The organism is Paraburkholderia flagellata (assembly GCF_021390645.1).
Lineage (GTDB): Bacteria > Pseudomonadota > Gammaproteobacteria > Burkholderiales > Burkholderiaceae > Paraburkholderia > Paraburkholderia flagellata.
The window spans coordinates 1,725,016-1,742,419 of record NZ_JAJEJT010000002.1; the positions used below are offsets into that span (position 1 = coordinate 1,725,016).

A 17,404-nucleotide genomic window follows, 5' to 3' on the forward strand; every position below is an offset into this window, starting at 1 on the left:
CATGGCAAACGGTCCGCCTGAGCGCCTGCTGCCCGGCACCCCCTGGCCTCTCGGGGCGACGTGGGACGGCCTCGGCACCAACTTCGCCGTGTTCTCGGCCCACGCCTGGCGCATCGAGTTGTGCCTTTTCGACCCCACCGGCCGCAAGGAGCGCATTCGCTACACCTTGCCCGAATGCACTGACGAGGTATGGCACGGCTATTTGCCCGGAGCGCATCCCGGAACCGTCTATGGCCTGCGCGCGCATGGGCCCTATCAGCCGCATCTGGGGCACCGCTTCAATCCGCACAAGCTGCTGCTGGACCCTTATGCGAAGCAGCTCATCGGCCAGTTTCGATGGTCGGACACACTGTACGGATATCGCGCCCATTCCAACCGCGCGGATCTCTCGATCGACCGGCGCGACTCCGCGCCAGCCATACCCAAGTGCGTGGTGGTGAACGACAACTTCGACTGGTCGCGCGACCGGCGGCCCAATACGCCGTGGGGCGACACCGTGATTTACGAGGCGCATCTGCGCGGGCTTTCGATGCAGCGTCATGATTTGCGCACGAACGTGCGTGGCACGTTTGCCGGTCTTGCCGCGCCGCGCTTCATCGAGCATCTGCACAAACTCGGTGTGACGGCCATCGAGATCCTGCCGGTGCACGCGTTTCTCTCCGAGCGCTTTCTGATCGATCGTGGACTGCGCAACTACTGGGGCTACAACGCAGCCGCGTTCTTTGCCCCCGAGCCCAGCTACCTGGTGGGCTACGAGACCGACGAAATGCGCATTGCCGTGCGCCAGCTTCATGCAGCGGGCATCGAAGTCTTTCTCGACGTGGTCTACAACCACACGTGCGAAGGCGGCGAAATGGGCCCCACCGTTTCGTGGCGCGGCCTCGACAACGCCAGCTATTACCGCTGCGTGCCCGGCGACGAGCGCCACTTCATCAACGACACGGGCTGCGGCAACACACTCGATTTTTCGCATCCACGCGTGCTGCAGATGGTCGCCGACTCGCTGCGCCACTGGTGCACGTCATACGGCATCGACGGCTTTCGCTTCGACCTTGGGGTGACGCTCGGGCGCGAGCCCGCGGGCTTCGACCCGAACGGCGGGTTCTTCGACGTGCTGCGCCAGGACCCCGTGCTTTCACAATGCAAGCTGATTTCCGAGCCGTGGGACGTGGGCCCCGGCGGCTACCAGCTAGGCAACCATCCGCCCGGCTTTTCCGAATGGAACGACCGCTTTCGCGACAGCGTGCGGCGCTACTGGCGCGGCGCGCCGGGCCAGCGCGCCGACCTCGCGGCACGCCTGACCGGCAGCGCGGATCTGTTCGACAAGCGCAAACGCCGGCCTTGGGCGTCGATCAACTTCATCACCTCGCACGACGGCTTCACACTCGCCGACCTCGTTTCGTACGAGCACAAGCACAACGAGGCCAACGGCGAGGAGAACCGCGACGGCCACAATGAAAACTGGAGCGCGAACTGGGGTGTCGAAGGCCCCACCGACGACCCGGCCATCCTCGCCACGCGCGCGCGCGTGGCCCGCTCGATGATGGCCACGCTCTTCATCGCGCTCGGCACACCCATGCTGCTCGCGGGCGACGAGGCCTGCCGCACGCAGCACGGCAACAACAATGCGTACTGCCAGGACAACGATATTTCGTGGTTCGACTGGGCGCTCGCCGATACGCCCCAAGGCAAGGCCATGACGCGTTTCGCCGCACGCTTGATCGCGCTGCGCCGCGAGCATCCGCTGCTGCGCGAAACGCGTTTTCTGTTCGGCGAGCGCGAACTGTCGCCCGGCGTGCACGACATCGACTGGTTCGACGAACGCGGCGAGCCGCTCTCGCCCGAGGCCTGGCACGACCCGGAGGCGAGTGCATTCACGATGCGGCGCGCGGGAGCGGGACTCCACGGCCAAATGGAAGTATTGTTGATGATGCTGAACGCTTCGCAGGGCGCGGTGACGTTCGCCGCGCCCGCGCCGCGCATGGCATGGGAGGTGCTGCTCGATACCGCGCGTCCCGATGCGGCGCCCTACGCGCTGCCCGACACGACGTACGAGCTGGCCGCGCGAGCGCTCGCCGTGCTGCGCGCCCGTCCGGCGCGTGCCGACGTGCACCGGCCGCACGGCACACACGGCACGCGCGACGAAACGCCGACGCCGGACCCGCGCCGCACGCCGGGCGCGCCTGCGCCAGGTTCCCCCGCGGGCCCTGACGAAGCCGCCACAGGATGAGCCAAGGAAGCAACGAGGAAGCAAACCAGGAATCGACCATGTCCCCGCTTTCGCACGATCCGCACGCCCGCCAGTACATGCATTGCCTGCCGTTCGGCGCACAGCTGATCGGGGCGGCGCACGCCCAGCCGCATACGCGCTTTCGCTTCTGGGCGCCGTCGTGCCAAACGGTGCAGGTCGTCTTCGAGAACGCGACGGACGCGCCGCCGCTCGAGATGACGCCAAGCGGCAACGGCTGGTTCGAAGCGCAGGCGCCGTGCGGGCCGGGCACGCTGTACCGCTACTGCATCGACGGCCAGCAACGCGTTCCCGACCCCGCATCGCGCTTCCAGCCGCAGGGCGTGCACGGCCCGAGTGAGGTGCTCGACCCGCGCGCCTACGCCTGGCAGCACGCACATTGGCAAGGACGCCCGTGGGAAGAGACCGTGATCTACGAGCTGCACGTGGGCGCGCTGGGCGGCTATCAAGGTGTCATGAAACGTCTGCCCGCGCTCGCGGCGCTTGGTGTGACGGCCGTCGAACTCATGCCGCTCAACGACTACCCGGGCGAGCGCGGCTGGGGCTACGACGTCGTGCTGCCTTACGCGCCGCACGCGGCCTATGGCAGTCCTGACGAACTGAAAGCGCTCGTCGATGCGGCGCACGGACTGGGGCTGCAGATGTTCATCGACGTCGTGTACAACCACTTCGGCCCCGACGGCAACTGGCTCGGCCACTACGCCAAGCCGTTTTTCCGCGAAGGCGTGAAGACCCCCTGGGGCGATGCACTCGACTTCGACCGTTTCGAAGTACGCGATTTCTACTGCGACAACGCGCTTTACTGGCTCACGGAGTACCGCTTCGACGGGCTGCGTATCGACGCCGCACATGCGATCGGCAACACCGACTGGCTGCGCGAGCTGGCCGACCATGTGAAGGCGCGCGTGGAGCCGGGCAGGCACGTGCACCTCGTGCTCGAAAACGAGCACAACGAAGCGAATCTGCTTGAGTCTCACTTCAGCGCGCAATGGAACGACGACGCTCATCATTGCTTTCACGTGCTCTTGACCGGCGAATCGGAAGGCTACTATCGCGCGTTTGCGCATTCCCCCATCGGCAAACTCGCGCGCGTGCTCGGCGAGGGCTTCGTGTACCAGGGCGATCCGTCGCCCGTGCATGCGGGCAAGCCGCGCGGCGAACCGAGCGCGCACCTGCCGCCTACCGCGTTCGTGATGTTTTTGCAGAACCACGACCAGATCGGCAACCGCGCGTTCGGCGACCGGCTGCGCACGCTGGCCGACGACGACGCCTTGCGCGCGGCCACGGCCATGCTGCTGCTTTCGCCGCAAATTCCGCTGCTTTTCATGGAAGAGGAATACGGCTCGATGCAGCCATTCCAGTTCTTCACCGCCTTCACCGGCCAACTCGCCGATGCGGTGCGCGAAGGGCGCCGCCGCGAATTCAAGGCATTCAGCGCGTTCAACGACGAGGCGAGCCGCGCGCGCATTCCCGATCCGAACGATCTGCAGACCTTCATAAATTCGTCACCGCCGGCCGATGCACCGCTCGACGGCGAACGGCTCGAATGGATGCACTTCTACAAATCGGCGCTCTGCGTGCGTGCGCATTTGCTCATGCCGCGCCTGCGCCACGCGCGCGCGCTCGGTGCGACCGTGCTCGCCGACGACGCCGCGAATGGCCTCGCCGCGCTCGTCGCGCGCTGGCGGCTCGACGATGGCGAAACGCTCACGATCGCGCTCAACCTGGGCCGTGACGGCGTGCTGCTCAGTCCGCGGCCCGAAGGCATGGTGATCTTCGAAACGCCGCCGCGTGCGCGCGACCATGCCGACAATGGCGTGCTGCCCGAGAGCGCGTGCATCGCGTGGCTCACCGGAGACGTACCCGAGTATTCGAGCGAGCACGATGCGCGCCTCGTGCATCGCGAGGAGCCGCACGCATGAGCACGGCGCGCCGCAGCGAAACGCTCGCGACCCTCGCCGCCCGTGCGGGCTTCGAGGTCGAATGGACCGACGCGCACGGCGCCGTGCAGCGCGTGCCGGACAGCACGCTCGCCGCGCTGCTGGAATGCGCGGGCCTGCCTTGCGCCAATGCCGCGCAAATCCGCCAGAGCAGTTCCGCGCTCAACGCCGAGCAGTCGGCGCGACGCCTGCCGCCGCTCATCACAGCCGAATACGACAGCGCCATCGAGCTGCCGCCTTCCGCCGTGCGCGCGGGCAGCCACTATCGCATCGACCTCGAAAGCGGCGAGCATATCGAAGGCCGCTTCACCTCGCCACGCGGCGAGAGCGCGCTGCTCGCGCCGCTTGCGGAGCCGGGCTACCACACGCTCACGGTCAACGATCATCGCTTGACGATCGCGGTCGCGCCGCAGCATTGCCATACGGTTGCCGACGCCTGGCGCGCACGTCATGGCGACAGCGGCGCGGTGCCGCCGTTGTGGGGACTCGCCGCGCAATTGTATGGACTCCGACGTAAAGGCGACGGCGGCATCGGCGACTACACCGCGCTCGCCGCGCTCGCGGCCGAGAGCGCGCGGCGCGGCGCGCAAGCGCTCGCGGTGAGCCCGACCCATGCGATGTTCAGCGCCGAGCCCGGCCACTTCAGCCCTTATTCGCCGTCATCGCGCCTGTGGGTCAATGTCGCGCATATCGACCCCGCCGCGGTATTCGGCGCCGCGGCCGCGCACGACGCGAGCGTGGCCGCGAATGCGGGCGACGCCTGGCGCGAACTCGAAGCCGCGCCGCTCGTGGACTGGCAGCGTGCGTTGCCGCTCAAGCTCAAGGTGCTGCGCGCGCTGTTCGAGCGCTTCGACACGGATGAGCGTGCAAGCGGCTCGCCGCGTGCCGCTGCCTTCGCCGCATTCTGTGCACAAGGCGGCGAAGCACTCGAAGATCACGCGCGTTTCGAGGCGCTGCAAGAGGCCATGCTGCACGGCCCTGGCGGCGAGCGCCACTGGCGCGACTGGCCCGAACCGCTGCGCGACCCGCGCAGCGCCGACGTGGCGACGTTTGTGCAGGAGCATCGGCGCGAAGTCGACTTTCACTGCTTCCTGCAATGGCTCGCTGCGGAAGGGCTTTCGAGCGCGCAACGCAGCGCGAGAGAGGCCGGCATGGCGATCGGCCTCGTCGCCGATCTCGCCGTGGGCTGCGACGGCGCCGGCTCGCACGCGTGGTCGCTGCCGCAGGACATGCTGCAACGCGTCTCCGTAGGCGCGCCGCCCGACATCTTCAACCAGGCCGGACAAAGCTGGGGCCTCACCACGTTCTCACCGCGCGCGATGCACACCAACGGCTTTCGCGCGTTCATCGACATGCTGCGCGCCGCGTTCGCCCATGCGGGCGGCGTGCGCATCGACCATATTCTCGGCCTGCGACGGCTCTGGCTCGTGCCCGAAGGTGAAAGTGCGCGCCACGGCGCATATCTGCGCTATCCGTTCGACGACCTCGTGCGGCTCATCGCGCTCGAATCGTGGCGTCATCGCGCGATCGTGATCGGCGAAGACCTCGGGACCGTGCCGCCGGGGCTGCGCGAGCGGCTCGCCGCGCACGGGCTGTATGGCATTCGCGTGTTGTGGTTCGAGCGCGACGGCAACGGCTTTCTCGCGCCCGGGCGCTGGGACCCGCACGGCGTCGCGACGACCACCACGCACGATCTGCCGACGGTCGCGGGATGGTGGAGCGGCGCGGATATCGACTGGCGCAACCGCATCGGCCAGACGCTCCCGCGCGCCGATGGGCTCGACCCCGTCGCGCTCGATCACGCACGGCGCGCGACAGATCGCGTCGCGCTCTGGCATGCGTTGCAGCAAAGCGGACTCGCGCCGCGCGACACCCATCCGCCGCCAGCCGACGATCCGCCCGTGAATGCTGCGCTCGCCTATGTCGCCGCAACGAGGAGCCCGCTCGTCACGTGCCCGCTCGAAGACCTGCTCGCGTTGTCCGATCAGCCGAATCTGCCCGGCTCGATCGACGAGCATCCGAACTGGCGCCGCCGCATGCCGCTACCCGTCGAGTCGCTGTTCACCGATCCGGCCGTCGCCGCGCGCGTTGAAGCCGTCATACGCGCACGCGAGGCCGTCGCGCGCGCGCAGGCTGACCCGAGCGCAGGCGCGAATGACGCCAACCCAACCGCCAGCGGCGCGCCACACGCGCCCGAAAAGAAGCCGACGCCATGACATACCCTCGCGCAGCGCTGCGCCTGCAGCTCCATCACGGCTTCACCTTCGACGACGCGCTCGCGCAGCTCGACTACTTCGCCGCGCTCGGCGTGAGCCATCTCTATCTTTCGCCGGTCACGACCGCGCAGCCCGGATCGATGCACGGCTACGACACCGTGGACTACAGCACGGTGAGCGCGGAGCTGGGCGGCGAAGGCGCGTTGCGCCGCTTCGCCGCGAAAGTGCACGAGCGCGGCATGGGCATCATCGCCGACTTCGTGCCGAATCACATGGGCGTGGGCGGCGCTCACAACGCCTGGTGGCTCGACATCCTCGAATGGGGGCGTCACAGCGCGTATGCGCGCCACTTCGACGTGGACTGGCACTCGCCCGACCCCGCCCTGCGCGGTAAGGTGCTGATGCCGTTTCTCGGCGCACAGTACGGCGAAGAACTCGCGGCCGGGCGTATCGAACTGAAGTTCGACCCCGACGCCGCGCGTTTTTACGTGCAATACGGGCCGCACGTGTGCCCGATCTGTCCGGCGGATTATGCAACGCTGCTGCAGTCCGCAAACCGCGCCGATCTCAACACGCTCGCTGGGCCGTTCCAGGGCCTCACGACCCAGCCCGACGATCAGGCGCGCGCCGCCGCCGGGCGCGACGCGCTGCGCGCGTTTGTCGAGCGGGCTGGCACGGACCCCATCGATTTCGTTCTGGAATCCTATTCAAGTGACGACCCCGTGCCGCGCGACCGGCTGCACCGCCTGCTGGAGCGCCAGCACTTCCGGCTCGCCTGGTGGCGCACCGCCACCGACGAGATCAACTGGCGGCGCTTCTTCGACATTACGGCGCTCGCTGGCGTGCGTGTGGAACGCCACGACGTGTTCGAGGCCGTCCACAAGCTCGTGTTTCGCCTCTACGCCGACGGCGTGATCGACGGCCTGCGCATCGACCATATCGACGGGCTCGCAGACCCGCGCGAGTACTGCGAACGCCTGCGGCAACGGCTCGCCGCGCTGCGCGCCACGCCGCCCTTCATCGTGGTCGAGAAGATCCTTGCGCAAGGCGAAACGCTGCGCGACGACTGGCCCGTGCAAGGCACCACTGGCTACGATTTCATGAACGACGTGGGTGCGTTTCTGCACGATCCCGCGGGCGCCGCGCCGCTCGCCGAAGCGTGGGCCGCCATTTCCGGCGACGACCGTCCATTCGCGGCCTACGCGCTCGATGCGCGCCGCGAGATGCTGGCCGCCTATCTCCCCGCGGAGCTTGACCATGCGACGCGCGCGCTGCACCGCATCGCGCGCGAACTCCCGGGCACGCGCGACACCACCTATGCGTCGGTGCATCGCGTGGCCGCGCATCTGGCCATGTACTTCCCGATCTATCGGATCTATCCGGTGAACGGCATGCGCACCGCACTCGACAACCGCTATTTCGACGTTGCGCTCGAAGCCGCGCGGCGCTCGCTGCCGCGCGCGAGCTTCACGGCGCTGGATCTCGTCGATGGCTGGCTAGGCGGCCGCGCTCCCGAACCGGCCGCGAACAACGCCAGTGGCGGCAGCGGCAGTAGTGGTGGCGGCGGCGCCAGGACACCACGCGCGGCGCCAGCCAGCACGAGTGCGAACGCGAGTGCGGGCAACAGCCAGGCGAATACGCCGCTCAGCCACGCGCTCATTGCACAACGCACGGCGCTCGCGCTGTTCTCGCAACTCACCGCGCCGCTCGCGGCAAAGGCCACGGAAGACACCGCGCTCTATCGCTACGGACGCCTGCTCTCGCGTAACGAGGTGGGCGCGGACCCCGACGATTTCGCGCGCACGCCACACGACTTCCATGCGGCGAACCGGCTGCGCCAGCGCCGGCCTTATGGGCTGCTCGCCACGGCAACGCACGACCACAAGCGCGGCGAGGACGTGCGCGCACGGCTCGCCGTACTGAGCGAGATCGCGCTCGATTGGAGCAATACGCTGCGCGCCTGGTCGACGCTGAACCAGACGCATCGCCGTAATGATGCGACGGGCGGCGCGGCGTGGTCGCCGGGGCCCACCGCCGAGGCGATGCTCTATCAAACGCTCGTGGGCTGCTGGCCACCCGAACTGGACCCCGGCGACGAAGCGGGCGTGCATGCGCTAGCGGAGCGCGTCTCGAAGTGGCTGCTCAAAGCGTTGCGCGAAGCGAAGCTACGCACGAACTGGCTCTCGCCCGACGAAACCTATGAATCGGAGTGCCAGGCATTTCTCTTCGATATCCTCGCGCCGCAACGGCGCGACGGCTTCTTGCAGGCGCTTGCCGGGTTCGTCGCGCGCGTGGCGCCCGTTGGCGCGCTCAATACGCTGCTGCAAACGGTGCTGCGGCTCACCTCCCCGGGCGTGCCCGATCTTTATCAGGGCACCGAACTATGGGATTTCAGCCTCGTCGATCCGGATAACCGGCGGCCTGTCGATTACGCCGCCCGCGCGGCCGCGCTCGACGATCAAGCGCCCGCCGCGAAGCTGAAGGACTGGCGCAACGCACACGTGAAGCTGGCCACGGTGCACCGCCTGCTCGCGCTGCGAGCGAAAATGCCGGAACTGCTGCGCGAGGGCGAGTATCTGCCGCTCACGGTGAGTGGCGCGCAGGCTTCCCATGTGATCGCATTTGCCCGCCATCATGGCAATGCGTGGGCCGTCGTGATCGGCACGCGCCTCGCAGCGGGGCTGCTGGAGGGCGACACGCCGCTCGTCGCGCCCGCGCGCTGGGAAGATACGACGGTTGAATTACCCAAGGGCTGCGCGCAAGCCACGCTGCACGACTGGCTCAGCGACGCAACGCACACGGTGCGCGAAGGCGGCACGCTCGCCCTGCGCGACATTCTGAGCGCGATGCCAGTGGCCGTGCTCTCGACCCTCACGCGTAGCTAAGCCGCACTCGCGGCACACAGGAGGCACACTCAGCCGCCCTCGTCGTCGAGATCTTTCGGATACACGCGCACGAGCACGATGCGCGGCCCCTTCATTTTCTTCACGACGATGTCGAAGCGGTCGAACTCGACGCGCTGCCCTTCGGTGGGCAGATCGTTGAGCGCATGAATCACAAGACCGCCCACCGATTCCGCGCGCCCTTCGTCGATGTCGATGCCGAGCGCCTGCTCCAGCGACACCACGGGCAGGCTGCCACGGCCCATCAGCGTGCCGTCGTCCATGCGGGTCCAGTCGGTGTCGGCCTGGTGAAACTCGTCGTGAATCTGGCCCACGAGCGCGCCGAGCAGATTGTCGAGCGTGAGAAAGCCTAGCGGGCGCGCGCCCTTGTGCCCCACCAGCGCGAAATGCGGCGCACCTTTGCGAAAGCGGCGAAACAGTGCGAGCGCAGGCGTGTCGGGCCGCACGTACTGCACGGGGCGCACGAACTTGCCGAGATCGCTGAGTGCGTTGCCCGCCTCGCGCGCGAGCAGCAGATCCTTCAGGTGGATGAGGCCCGCCACGCGCTCGCCCGTCGCGTCTTCGAACAGCGGGTAGCGGCTGAAGCGATGGCGCGCCACGATCTGCATGTTCTCGCGCAGCGACAGGTCGCGGCGCAAGCCCACCATTTCGTGCGTGGGCCGCATGAGGTCGGAAATGGTGAGGCGCGAAAAGTCGAGCGAATGGGCCAGCGTGTTCCATTCGTCGGCGTTATAGGCGCTCGCGGCTGGCGCGGGGAGCAGCGGCACCGCGCCCCGCGGCTCCTGCATCGCGTCATGGGCCTCGGCCTGGGCGGCGGCGCGGCGGCTGCGCAGGATCAGCTTGAGTTCGTCGGTCGAATAGTGCGTGTCGTGGCCGTGCTCAGACGCCAGGCCCGCGAGACGCAGCACGGCGTTCGCGCTCGAATTGAGCAGCCAGATGGCGGGATACATGGTCCAGTAGAAGCCGTAGAGCGGCATGGCCGTCCAAAGCGAAATTTTTTCGGCCTGGCGGATAGCCAACGACTTTGGCGCAAGCTCACCCACCACGATGTGCAGGAACGAGATCACCGTGAACGCGAACACCAGCGAAATGGCGTGTACGAGTTGCGCCGATTGCACGCCTAGCAGTTCGAACACCGGCGACAGCAATTGCGCGAATGCCGGCTCGCCGATCCAGCCAAGGCCGAGCGAAGCGAGCGTGATGCCGAGCTGGCACGCGGAAAGATAGGCATCGAGCTGGCCATGAACCTTGCCGAGCAGCCGGCCGCGCAAGCCGTGCTGCTGCGCGAGGCTCTGCACGCGCGTGGCGCGCAGCTTGACGAGGCCGAATTCGGCCGCGACGAAGAAACCGTTGAGGACGACGAGCAGGAACGCCCCGATGAGGGCGAGAAGCTGGATCAAGACAAAAGGCTCCGAAGGACGAAGCGCTCAGTATAAAGGTGCAAGGTGGATGAAAGGTGCCCACGGACGCAATACCGCCCGCGGTTCACGCGCCCTTCAGCGGCACATTCAACACAAGCGCCATGTCCTCGCCCTCGCCCACGAGAGCCGGCGCCTCGAAGCGTCCGCCATGCGCTTCGGCCACGCGCTGGCACAGTGCCAGCACCCAGGCGTAGCGCCCCACTTCCTGCTGCTGGGTCGCCTGGGCGCGCGCGAACGGTTCCAGCACATGCGCAAGCGCTTCGTCGGTGAGCGCCTGCCGGGTAGCGTGCCATTTCACTTCCAGGTGGGCGGCGCCGGCGCTCGCGCTCGCCGCGAGCGTCACACTTGCGCCCTGCGCGCTCGTTTCCGCCGCGAACACCAGCATCAGCCACAGCGCCTGTGCAATGCGTTCGCGGTCGCCGTCGAGCGTCGCCGCGCCTGTCGTGTCCTGCACCACGAACGTCACGCCGCGCGCATCGCCGAGCGCGGTGCGCGCATCATCCACGGCCTCGCCGGTCAGCGCCGCGACGGAGAACGGCGAGCGCTCGATACGCAGCTTGCGCGTTTCGGCGCGCGTGGTATCGACGAGCGTTTCCAGCAGCTGCACCTGCTGCTCCACGCCCGTGCGAATGCCGCCCAGCGCGCGTTGCGCGGCGGCGTCGCTGTTGTCGATCTTGCGCTCGAGCACGTAAGCCCAGCTATGGATTGCATTGAGCGGGCTGCGCAGATCATGCGAGACGCGCGAGAGCACGTGGTCGCGCATGAAAAGCGCTGCTTCGGCGCACAGGCGCGCGGTGCGCTCGGTTCGGTTTTGCGAAGTCGACACTTTCTGATTCCTCGTATTGCGCCTCAAGCCGGGCAAGCGGTCCCTCATTATAGGCAGCGGTTAGCGAGCATCCCGCGTGCCTGACAAGCTGCCGAGCGCCGCGCCATGCAAAGCGCCTACAATAACGGGTTCATCTATCCGATCAGGAGTTTTTCCATGTCTATCGTGACCACCGAATCCGGCCTCAAGTACGAGGACCTGACCGAAGGCACCGGCGCCGAAGCCAAGGCTGGCCAGACCGTCAGCGTGCACTACACCGGCTGGCTGACGGACGGCCAGAAGTTCGATTCGAGCAAAGACCGCAACGAGCCGTTCGCCTTCGTGCTGGGCGGCGGCATGGTCATCAAGGGCTGGGACGAAGGCGTGCAGGGCATGAAGGTGGGCGGCGTGCGCAAGCTGACGATTCCGCCGCAACTGGGCTACGGCGTGCGCGGCGCGGGCGGCGTGATTCCGCCGAACGCGACGCTCGTGTTCGAAGTCGAGCTGCTCGACGTCTGATGCTCGCTTGATGCGCCACGGCGCTCGCCTTTTTTGCAACCGCAACCGGTCATCATGAATCCGCATCATCACGCTCCCGTCACCGCGCCCGGCGTCGAATTGCGCCGCTACGGCGCGATCGAGGAAACCGATCTGCACGATTTTCACCAGATCGTGCTCGGTCTCGACGGCGAGATGGAGATGACCGTGAACGGTCATGGCGAGCGCATCGACAGTTGTTCCGCCTGGCTCATTCCGGCAGGCGCGCGACACGACTACGTGGGCATTGGCGATAACCGCCAGCTCGTGCTCGACCTGCCTGCGGCCACGCTCGCGGTGCCCGAACGGCTTTTCGACACGGCGCGCGCCGTGCGCCTCGACCCCGCGCTCACGCAGCTCGTGAGCCAGATCGCGCAGCGCGCCGCAGCAGCCGCGCCGCCTCGCGACAGCGCCGACCTGCGCGCGCGACGCTTTCACTGGGACGCCTCGGCGCGCCTGTGCGCGGCATTCATCGCCCAAACCGGTGTGGCCGCTGGCGCGCAATTCAGTGCGGCGGGCGGGTTGGACTTTGCCCGTATCGACCGGTGGCTGCGCGCGCACCTTGCCCAGCCGCTGCGCATTGCCGATCTCGCCGCGCATTGCGGCTTCGGCATGCGGCGCTTTCATCAGCTTTTTATCGAAGCGTTCGGCGAAACGCCACATCGCTATTTGCAGCGGCTGCGGCTCGACACCGCGCTCACCCTGCTCGCCGACCCGCGCACCTCGCTCACCGACATCGCGCTCGAAGTGGGCTTCGGCGACCAGAGCGCGTTCACGCACGCGTTCACGCGCCGCTTCGGGCTCGCGCCCGGCCAGTGGCGCGCGCTGCCGTCGCACTGAGCGCGCCAGCGCGGTTCATTCGTCGAAGCGGTATTCCCACTGCGCGCGTGCGCCCACCGCCACGTGCTTGCCCGCTCCCGTCACCACCATCGCGTTCTGGCCGAACGTGAGGCCGCCGTCCACGCGCGGATCGGCGCGGAACACCGCGAGCGTATCGAGCGGTTCCGTGGGCCATTGCGCGTCGCGCTCGCCCGTCAGCTGATCGATCGTCGTGATCGGGCAGCGCGCGCAGGGCTTCACGAAGCGCAGCACGATTTCTTCGCCGCCTGAAGCGGATTCGATGGCGAGCGTGTCGATGAAATCTTCCTCGAATGCGTCGCCGACATCGCCGACGACGATGTTCGGACGAAAGCGCGTCATCGGCACGGGCGGCGCGCCCTTCGCCGCGAGGCGCTCGTTGAGTTCCACGAGCGACGCCTCGCTCGTGACGAGAAGCGGAAAGCCGTCGGCGAATTGGGTGGGCGCATCGTCGCCGTTCGTCCACTTCTGGCTCGCAAGACGCGTCACGTCATGCGCGAAGCGCAGCAGGCGCACCGGCACGCCAATCGCCTGCGTGAACCATTGCGCCGCGTGATCGCCCTCGTCGAGCGCCTCGAAGTCATCGTCCCAGACCGAGGCCGGCACGCGCGCCTCGCCGCCGCGCGGCGCGAACGGCAGATGGAGCGCTTCGCTCATGCCTTCCATGGTGAGACGCACACCATCTTCGACGAACGTGGGCACGATGCGCGCCATCGCCGCGTATTGGCGCTGCGTGACGAGCCGCCCGTTTGCGTCGGCGACCATCCAGTGGCGGTCCCACTCGATGCCCTTCAGGCCGAGCTGCGCGTCGTCGAGCGCGATCGCGCCGCACGACTTCACGGGGTAGACAAACAACGCACGAACAATGGGCATGGCGAACTCACGGAAAAGCAAAAAGAAAATGGGCCGAACAACGCTCGACCCACGATCATACAACCGTTGCTTAAAAGCGCTTACTGCGGCGCATCGAGCCCGCGCGCGAGATCGTGACGCACGTCCCGAGCGTTTTCAAGGCCAACGGCGAGGCGAATCAGCCTTTCGGTAATGCCTGCCGCCGCTCGCGCTTCGGGCGTGATGCGGCCATGCGTCGTCGTCGCCGGGTGCGTGATGGTCGTGCGCGTATCGCCGAGATTGCCGGTGATCGAACAGATCTTCGTGCCGTCGATCACGCGCCAGGCGTTCGCGCGCTGCTGCTCCGGCGTATCGCCTTTCACTTCGAACGAGACGATCGCGCCTCTTGGACCTGATCTCCGACAAAAACATGCGAATCAGCAGTGCGAACGGTCGGGTCAACGTATCGGCGAAAGAAGAACTTCTGCTTAAATATGAAGGTTCGTACATCCGGATCTCGTCAACGGGTCTCGAAGACGGCGCGCGTGGCCACCGCACAATCAGCTCGGCAACTTTCTGCCGGCAGGTGCCAAGCTCGCTCGCGGAGACCGTCAACAACTGGAAGCATGCACCGTTCGACGAAGAATTTCCTTGAAGTGGCCCAACAGTGCGCCGGTGGGTCTTCAAGCATTTTCCATCGTTCGAGACAACGGCAGCGTGATTCAGGGCTTGACTGACGCCGCCGGAAAGACTGGCCTCCATAGGGCAATTTTTGCTGAAGCGTTCAGGCTTCGAATCGATCCGGATGCTGCTGCCTGAGCACTGGCTTGCAGGGTCTTATTGCTCACCCATTGAACAAGGTCGGAGTCTAGGAATACATGGCCACTCCCGAACGAGTCATTCAACCCACAATTGCGGAAGACGGGTCCCGTCATTATCTGTCAGTGACCTCAGCGCCGGACAACAGCACGGCGGTGTGCTACATGCACCCTGACCGGGTGATTCCCGTCATCGTCGTGCCCGGGGTCATGGGCACGAATCTGGCCGATCTCAAGGACAATCCAGTGTGGCTTGTCGACAGTTCGGCGTCACTCGTGGGATGGGCAGTTAAAACGCCCTCAGACAGAAAAAATATACTAAATCCGTCGACCACCCACGTGTTTGGTGGCGGAGAGATTCCCGCCGGAACGGCGCTATCCGAAACGGCATTGCGGAGTCGTGGGTGGGGTACCGTCTCCAAAATGTTCTATGGCGACTTCCTGGTCTGGCTGGAAAACGCCTTGAACGATTGCAATGCAGCCGCTGATTATGGCCGCAATGGCTTGCGTGCTCTATTGACGCGAGAAGTCGTTGCACCGAACCTCGGCAAGCTATCACATGCCGAAGTTTCCCTGTCGTACAAGTATCACCTTCCCGTTCACGCTGTGGGATACAACTGGCTCCAGTCGAATGCCGAGTCGGCAAAATGGCTGGGTAGTCAGATTGACAAAATCATTTCCGATTACAAGGAAATCGGCCGGTGCGAAAACGTCATCCTGGTGACCCATTCGATGGGTGGTCTGGTATCCCGGTATTGTGCCGAGGCCATCGCCGGATATCGGGAGAAGATTCTCGGTATCGTGCATGGCGTGATGCCTGCGACCGGATCGGCTACGGCGTATCGCCGCGTAAAGGCTGGTACCGAACCTGGTGGGAACATTGTCAGCTATGGGACCAGCCTTATTTTGGGAAATATGTCGAGCAAGGTGATGCCCGTGTTCGCGCAATCTCCGGGCCCGCTTCAATTGTTGCCAAGCCCGGAATATGGTCAGGGATGGCTACAGATTAGGGACGGCGAGCGCTTTTTCGCTTTGCCCAAAAGAAGCAATCCATACGATGAAATATACACGCAGCGTAGCGCATGGTGGAGTCTTATAGACGAGAACCTAATAGCCCCAGAAATGAGGTCTGCGTCAGAACAGAATTGGGAAAATTTCAAGCACCTGATTGCCAAAGATGTTCGAGAATTCCATCAAGCGATCAGTGGGAAATACCATCCGCAAACCTACGTTTTCTGGGGGGACGACAAGGAACATAAAACGTGGGGCGATGTCGTGTGGAAACGCACACAAGCCTCCTTTCTTTTGAACAGTGATGCGTACGACGTCCAGAACAAACCGGTCAATACAGACACCCTGATGGGAACAATCGATGTCGTGGCCGGAAACCTTGGTCCGATGGATGTTCACAAGACATTTGAGCTGCAGGCAGCGGGCGAGAATGGCGATGGTACGGTACCTGTCCGGTCAGGTGCGGCGCCATCCCACTACGCGCGTGCCGCTGTCGGCTACACGGGTGTCGATCACGGTGCTGCGTATACCAAACTGCCCCAACAGAAATTTGCATTGTGGGGAGTTGTGAAGATCCTGCAGAACGTCGCGGGTACGACGCTGGAATACAAGGCATGAACCTTCGTCGTCTTGCCCTGATTGCGCTGCTGATGGTGCCTGTTGCCGCCTGCAGCAAACATCCGCCACCGCTGACTGAACAGGAGAAAGGTACCGTGAGCGAAATAACCGCGAATCTGAAAACCCGGTGCGTGGGGCGTTACCTGATCGACGTGCCGGACGGCGCGCTTTCGCAGGGTTACCTCACTATTCAGGGGGTGACTTTCGAGACGAAGCGCATGTCGGTCGACGAGTTTGCCCGGGAAATGAACGCCCATGAGACAAGCCTGAAGGCCAAGAAAAATATGCATGGCTATCAGGTGCTATACGACTATGGACAGGTGCCAAGCGCGCCGCACAGCCGCTATTTCGTCACGTTGAGTGATCTTGACGATACCGCTGACCTCGGCCGCGCCATCGAAGCCTACAAATGGGATGCCGGATACCAGATCAAACTTCGGATTGAAGCAACTGATTCGATTCATTCCGAATTCGAAGTTAGGATGAGAGGTACGCCGTATGAAATGAAAGACTGGAAGGTGAACGACGTTCCCGAAAAAACCCGTCTGGTTCTCAACCTTGCCGCGAGCGTTCGCGGCCGCCCCGATGACGAGATCCCCGGCGAGCCGGGTGTGTGTTTCAAGGATGGCTTCTTGCCACGCAAGGCAGCCACGGGCGAAAAGCTCGATGCTCTCTTCGCATTAAAGGATCGGCCTGATGTGTCGTTTGACCTGACAACAGATACAGATTCGCGAGAATTGGAAAAGAATTCACTTCCGAACCGTCTTCCACAGATAAAAAATGACGTGAAGGATTTGGACGGTCGAATTATCCGGACCGGACCAGTAACGCTCAGTGGCATCAAGGCTGATGAACTGCTGGTTTCCGCCACAACGGCGGCCAGGGTCCCTGGGCACCTTTTCAGGCTCGAGGCAAATATCACGGTCAGCGGTGCAATGACGCCCTACCTTGTGCTTGAGATGAACAACGGGGGCTTCAATAGCTTTACGGCAGACAGCATTGAAAAAGCTTCACTCACGGAAGGCGAAGCAATCGCCCTATGGGATACCGTCTCCCGCACGTTGCGTCCTCGTCCGAACGCGTTCTGAAGGAGGGTAACAGTGATGCGTACGACGTCCAGAACAAACCGGTCAATACAGACACCCTGATGGGAACAATCGATGTCGTGGCCGGAAACCTTGGTCCGAAAATCTTTGGG

12 protein-coding genes and 1 pseudogene are annotated in these 17,404 nt (G+C 65.1%); 9 read left to right on the forward strand and 4 right to left on the reverse strand.

Features of this window, described 5'->3' with window-relative positions:
• The first annotated feature begins 1 nt into the window (after position 1).
• Genes glgX through treY form a run of 4 tightly spaced genes read left to right on the forward strand, consistent with a single transcriptional unit; the run spans position 2 to position 9,289 of the window.
• Positions 2-2,230: a glycogen debranching protein GlgX gene (glgX, locus tag L0U83_RS22060; protein ID WP_233886222.1), complete on the forward strand. Its 2,229-nt coding sequence runs from the start codon at positions 2-4 to the stop codon at positions 2,228-2,230.
• A 38-nt stretch (positions 2,231-2,268) separates the two neighbouring features.
• Entirely contained in the window at positions 2,269-4,170 is a 1,902-nt protein-coding gene (gene treZ / locus L0U83_RS22065; protein ID WP_233886223.1) for a malto-oligosyltrehalose trehalohydrolase, read from the forward strand.
• Positions 4,167-6,404 carry a 4-alpha-glucanotransferase gene (malQ, locus tag L0U83_RS22070; RefSeq protein WP_233886224.1) on the forward strand — a complete coding sequence of 746 codons (2,238 nt, stop codon included), beginning with the start codon at positions 4,167-4,169 and terminating at the stop codon, positions 6,402-6,404. The genes treZ and malQ overlap by 4 nt, the downstream gene beginning before the upstream one ends.
• On the forward strand, positions 6,401-9,289 hold the full coding sequence (gene treY / locus L0U83_RS22075) for a malto-oligosyltrehalose synthase (RefSeq protein WP_233886225.1): 2,889 nt from the start codon (positions 6,401-6,403) through the stop codon (positions 9,287-9,289). Before malQ ends, treY begins: the two co-directional genes overlap by 4 nt.
• 29 nt (positions 9,290-9,318) lie before the next feature.
• Here the strand turns inward: treY and L0U83_RS22080 are convergent, their stop codons facing one another.
• The gene (locus L0U83_RS22080; RefSeq protein ID WP_233886226.1) at positions 9,319-10,707 is read right to left on the reverse strand and encodes a hemolysin family protein; all 1,389 of its coding nucleotides are present in this window, start codon (positions 10,705-10,707) and stop codon (positions 9,319-9,321) included.
• 85 nt (positions 10,708-10,792) lie between these two features.
• A complete protein-coding gene (locus L0U83_RS22085) occupies positions 10,793-11,554 on the reverse strand; it encodes a sensor histidine kinase (protein ID WP_233886227.1) in 762 nt (253 codons plus the stop codon).
• Positions 11,555-11,710: 156 nt separating this feature from the next.
• Between L0U83_RS22085 and L0U83_RS22090 the strand changes: the two genes are divergently transcribed.
• Both L0U83_RS22090 and L0U83_RS22095 read left to right on the forward strand, forming a co-directional pair.
• Positions 11,711-12,052 carry an FKBP-type peptidyl-prolyl cis-trans isomerase gene (locus L0U83_RS22090; RefSeq protein ID WP_233886228.1) on the forward strand — a complete coding sequence of 114 codons (342 nt, stop codon included), beginning with the start codon at positions 11,711-11,713 and terminating at the stop codon, positions 12,050-12,052.
• 54 nt (positions 12,053-12,106) lie between these two features.
• Positions 12,107-12,910, forward strand: a complete 804-nt coding sequence (locus tag L0U83_RS22095; protein WP_233886229.1) for an AraC family transcriptional regulator — start codon at positions 12,107-12,109, stop codon at positions 12,908-12,910.
• 15 nt (positions 12,911-12,925) lie between these two features.
• Here the strand turns inward: L0U83_RS22095 and L0U83_RS22100 are convergent, their stop codons facing one another.
• Both L0U83_RS22100 and L0U83_RS22105 read right to left on the reverse strand, forming a co-directional pair.
• Complete coding sequence (locus tag L0U83_RS22100; RefSeq protein ID WP_233886230.1) at positions 12,926-13,801, reverse strand: MOSC domain-containing protein; 876 nt, start codon at positions 13,799-13,801, stop codon at positions 12,926-12,928.
• An 80-nt stretch (positions 13,802-13,881) separates the two neighbouring features.
• Positions 13,882-14,166, reverse strand: a pseudogene (locus L0U83_RS22105) (PLP-dependent transferase); the annotation flags it as partial.
• On the opposite strand from L0U83_RS22105, the gene L0U83_RS22110 reads away from it, so the two are divergent.
• The 3 genes from L0U83_RS22110 (at position 14,166) to L0U83_RS22120 (ending at position 17,294) form a co-directional block, all read left to right on the forward strand.
• The gene (locus tag L0U83_RS22110) at positions 14,166-14,414 is read left to right on the forward strand and encodes a DUF2345 domain-containing protein (protein WP_233886232.1); all 249 of its coding nucleotides are present in this window, start codon (positions 14,166-14,168) and stop codon (positions 14,412-14,414) included. The pseudogene L0U83_RS22105 and the gene L0U83_RS22110 sit on opposite strands and share 1 nt — an antisense overlap.
• Before the next feature lie 223 nt (positions 14,415-14,637).
• Positions 14,638-16,206, forward strand: coding sequence for an alpha/beta hydrolase (locus tag L0U83_RS22115; RefSeq protein WP_233886234.1), 1,569 nt, complete (start codon positions 14,638-14,640; stop codon positions 16,204-16,206).
• Positions 16,203-17,294, forward strand: a complete 1,092-nt coding sequence (locus L0U83_RS22120) for a T6SS immunity protein Tli4 family protein (RefSeq protein ID WP_233886236.1) — start codon at positions 16,203-16,205, stop codon at positions 17,292-17,294. Before L0U83_RS22115 ends, L0U83_RS22120 begins: the two co-directional genes overlap by 4 nt.
• Positions 17,295-17,404: the final 110 nt, after the last annotated feature.

Excerpts from the sequence above, each read along its gene's own strand:
- glgX (WP_233886222.1), top strand. The coding sequence starts at position 2 with ATGGCAAACGGTCCGCCTGAGCGCCTGCTGCCCGGCACCCCCTGGCCT.
- treZ (WP_233886223.1), top strand. The coding sequence starts at position 2,269 with ATGTCCCCGCTTTCGCACGATCCGCACGCCCGCCAGTACATGCATTGC.
- malQ (WP_233886224.1), top strand. The coding sequence starts at position 4,167 with ATGAGCACGGCGCGCCGCAGCGAAACGCTCGCGACCCTCGCCGCCCGT.
- treY (WP_233886225.1), top strand. The coding sequence starts at position 6,401 with ATGACATACCCTCGCGCAGCGCTGCGCCTGCAGCTCCATCACGGCTTC.
- L0U83_RS22090 (WP_233886228.1), top strand. The coding sequence starts at position 11,711 with ATGTCTATCGTGACCACCGAATCCGGCCTCAAGTACGAGGACCTGACC.
- L0U83_RS22095 (WP_233886229.1), top strand. The coding sequence starts at position 12,107 with ATGAATCCGCATCATCACGCTCCCGTCACCGCGCCCGGCGTCGAATTG.
- L0U83_RS22100 (WP_233886230.1), bottom strand. The coding sequence starts at position 13,801 with ATGCCCATTGTTCGTGCGTTGTTTGTCTACCCCGTGAAGTCGTGCGGC.
- L0U83_RS22115 (WP_233886234.1), top strand. The coding sequence starts at position 14,638 with ATGGCCACTCCCGAACGAGTCATTCAACCCACAATTGCGGAAGACGGG.
- L0U83_RS22120 (WP_233886236.1), top strand. The coding sequence starts at position 16,203 with ATGAACCTTCGTCGTCTTGCCCTGATTGCGCTGCTGATGGTGCCTGTT.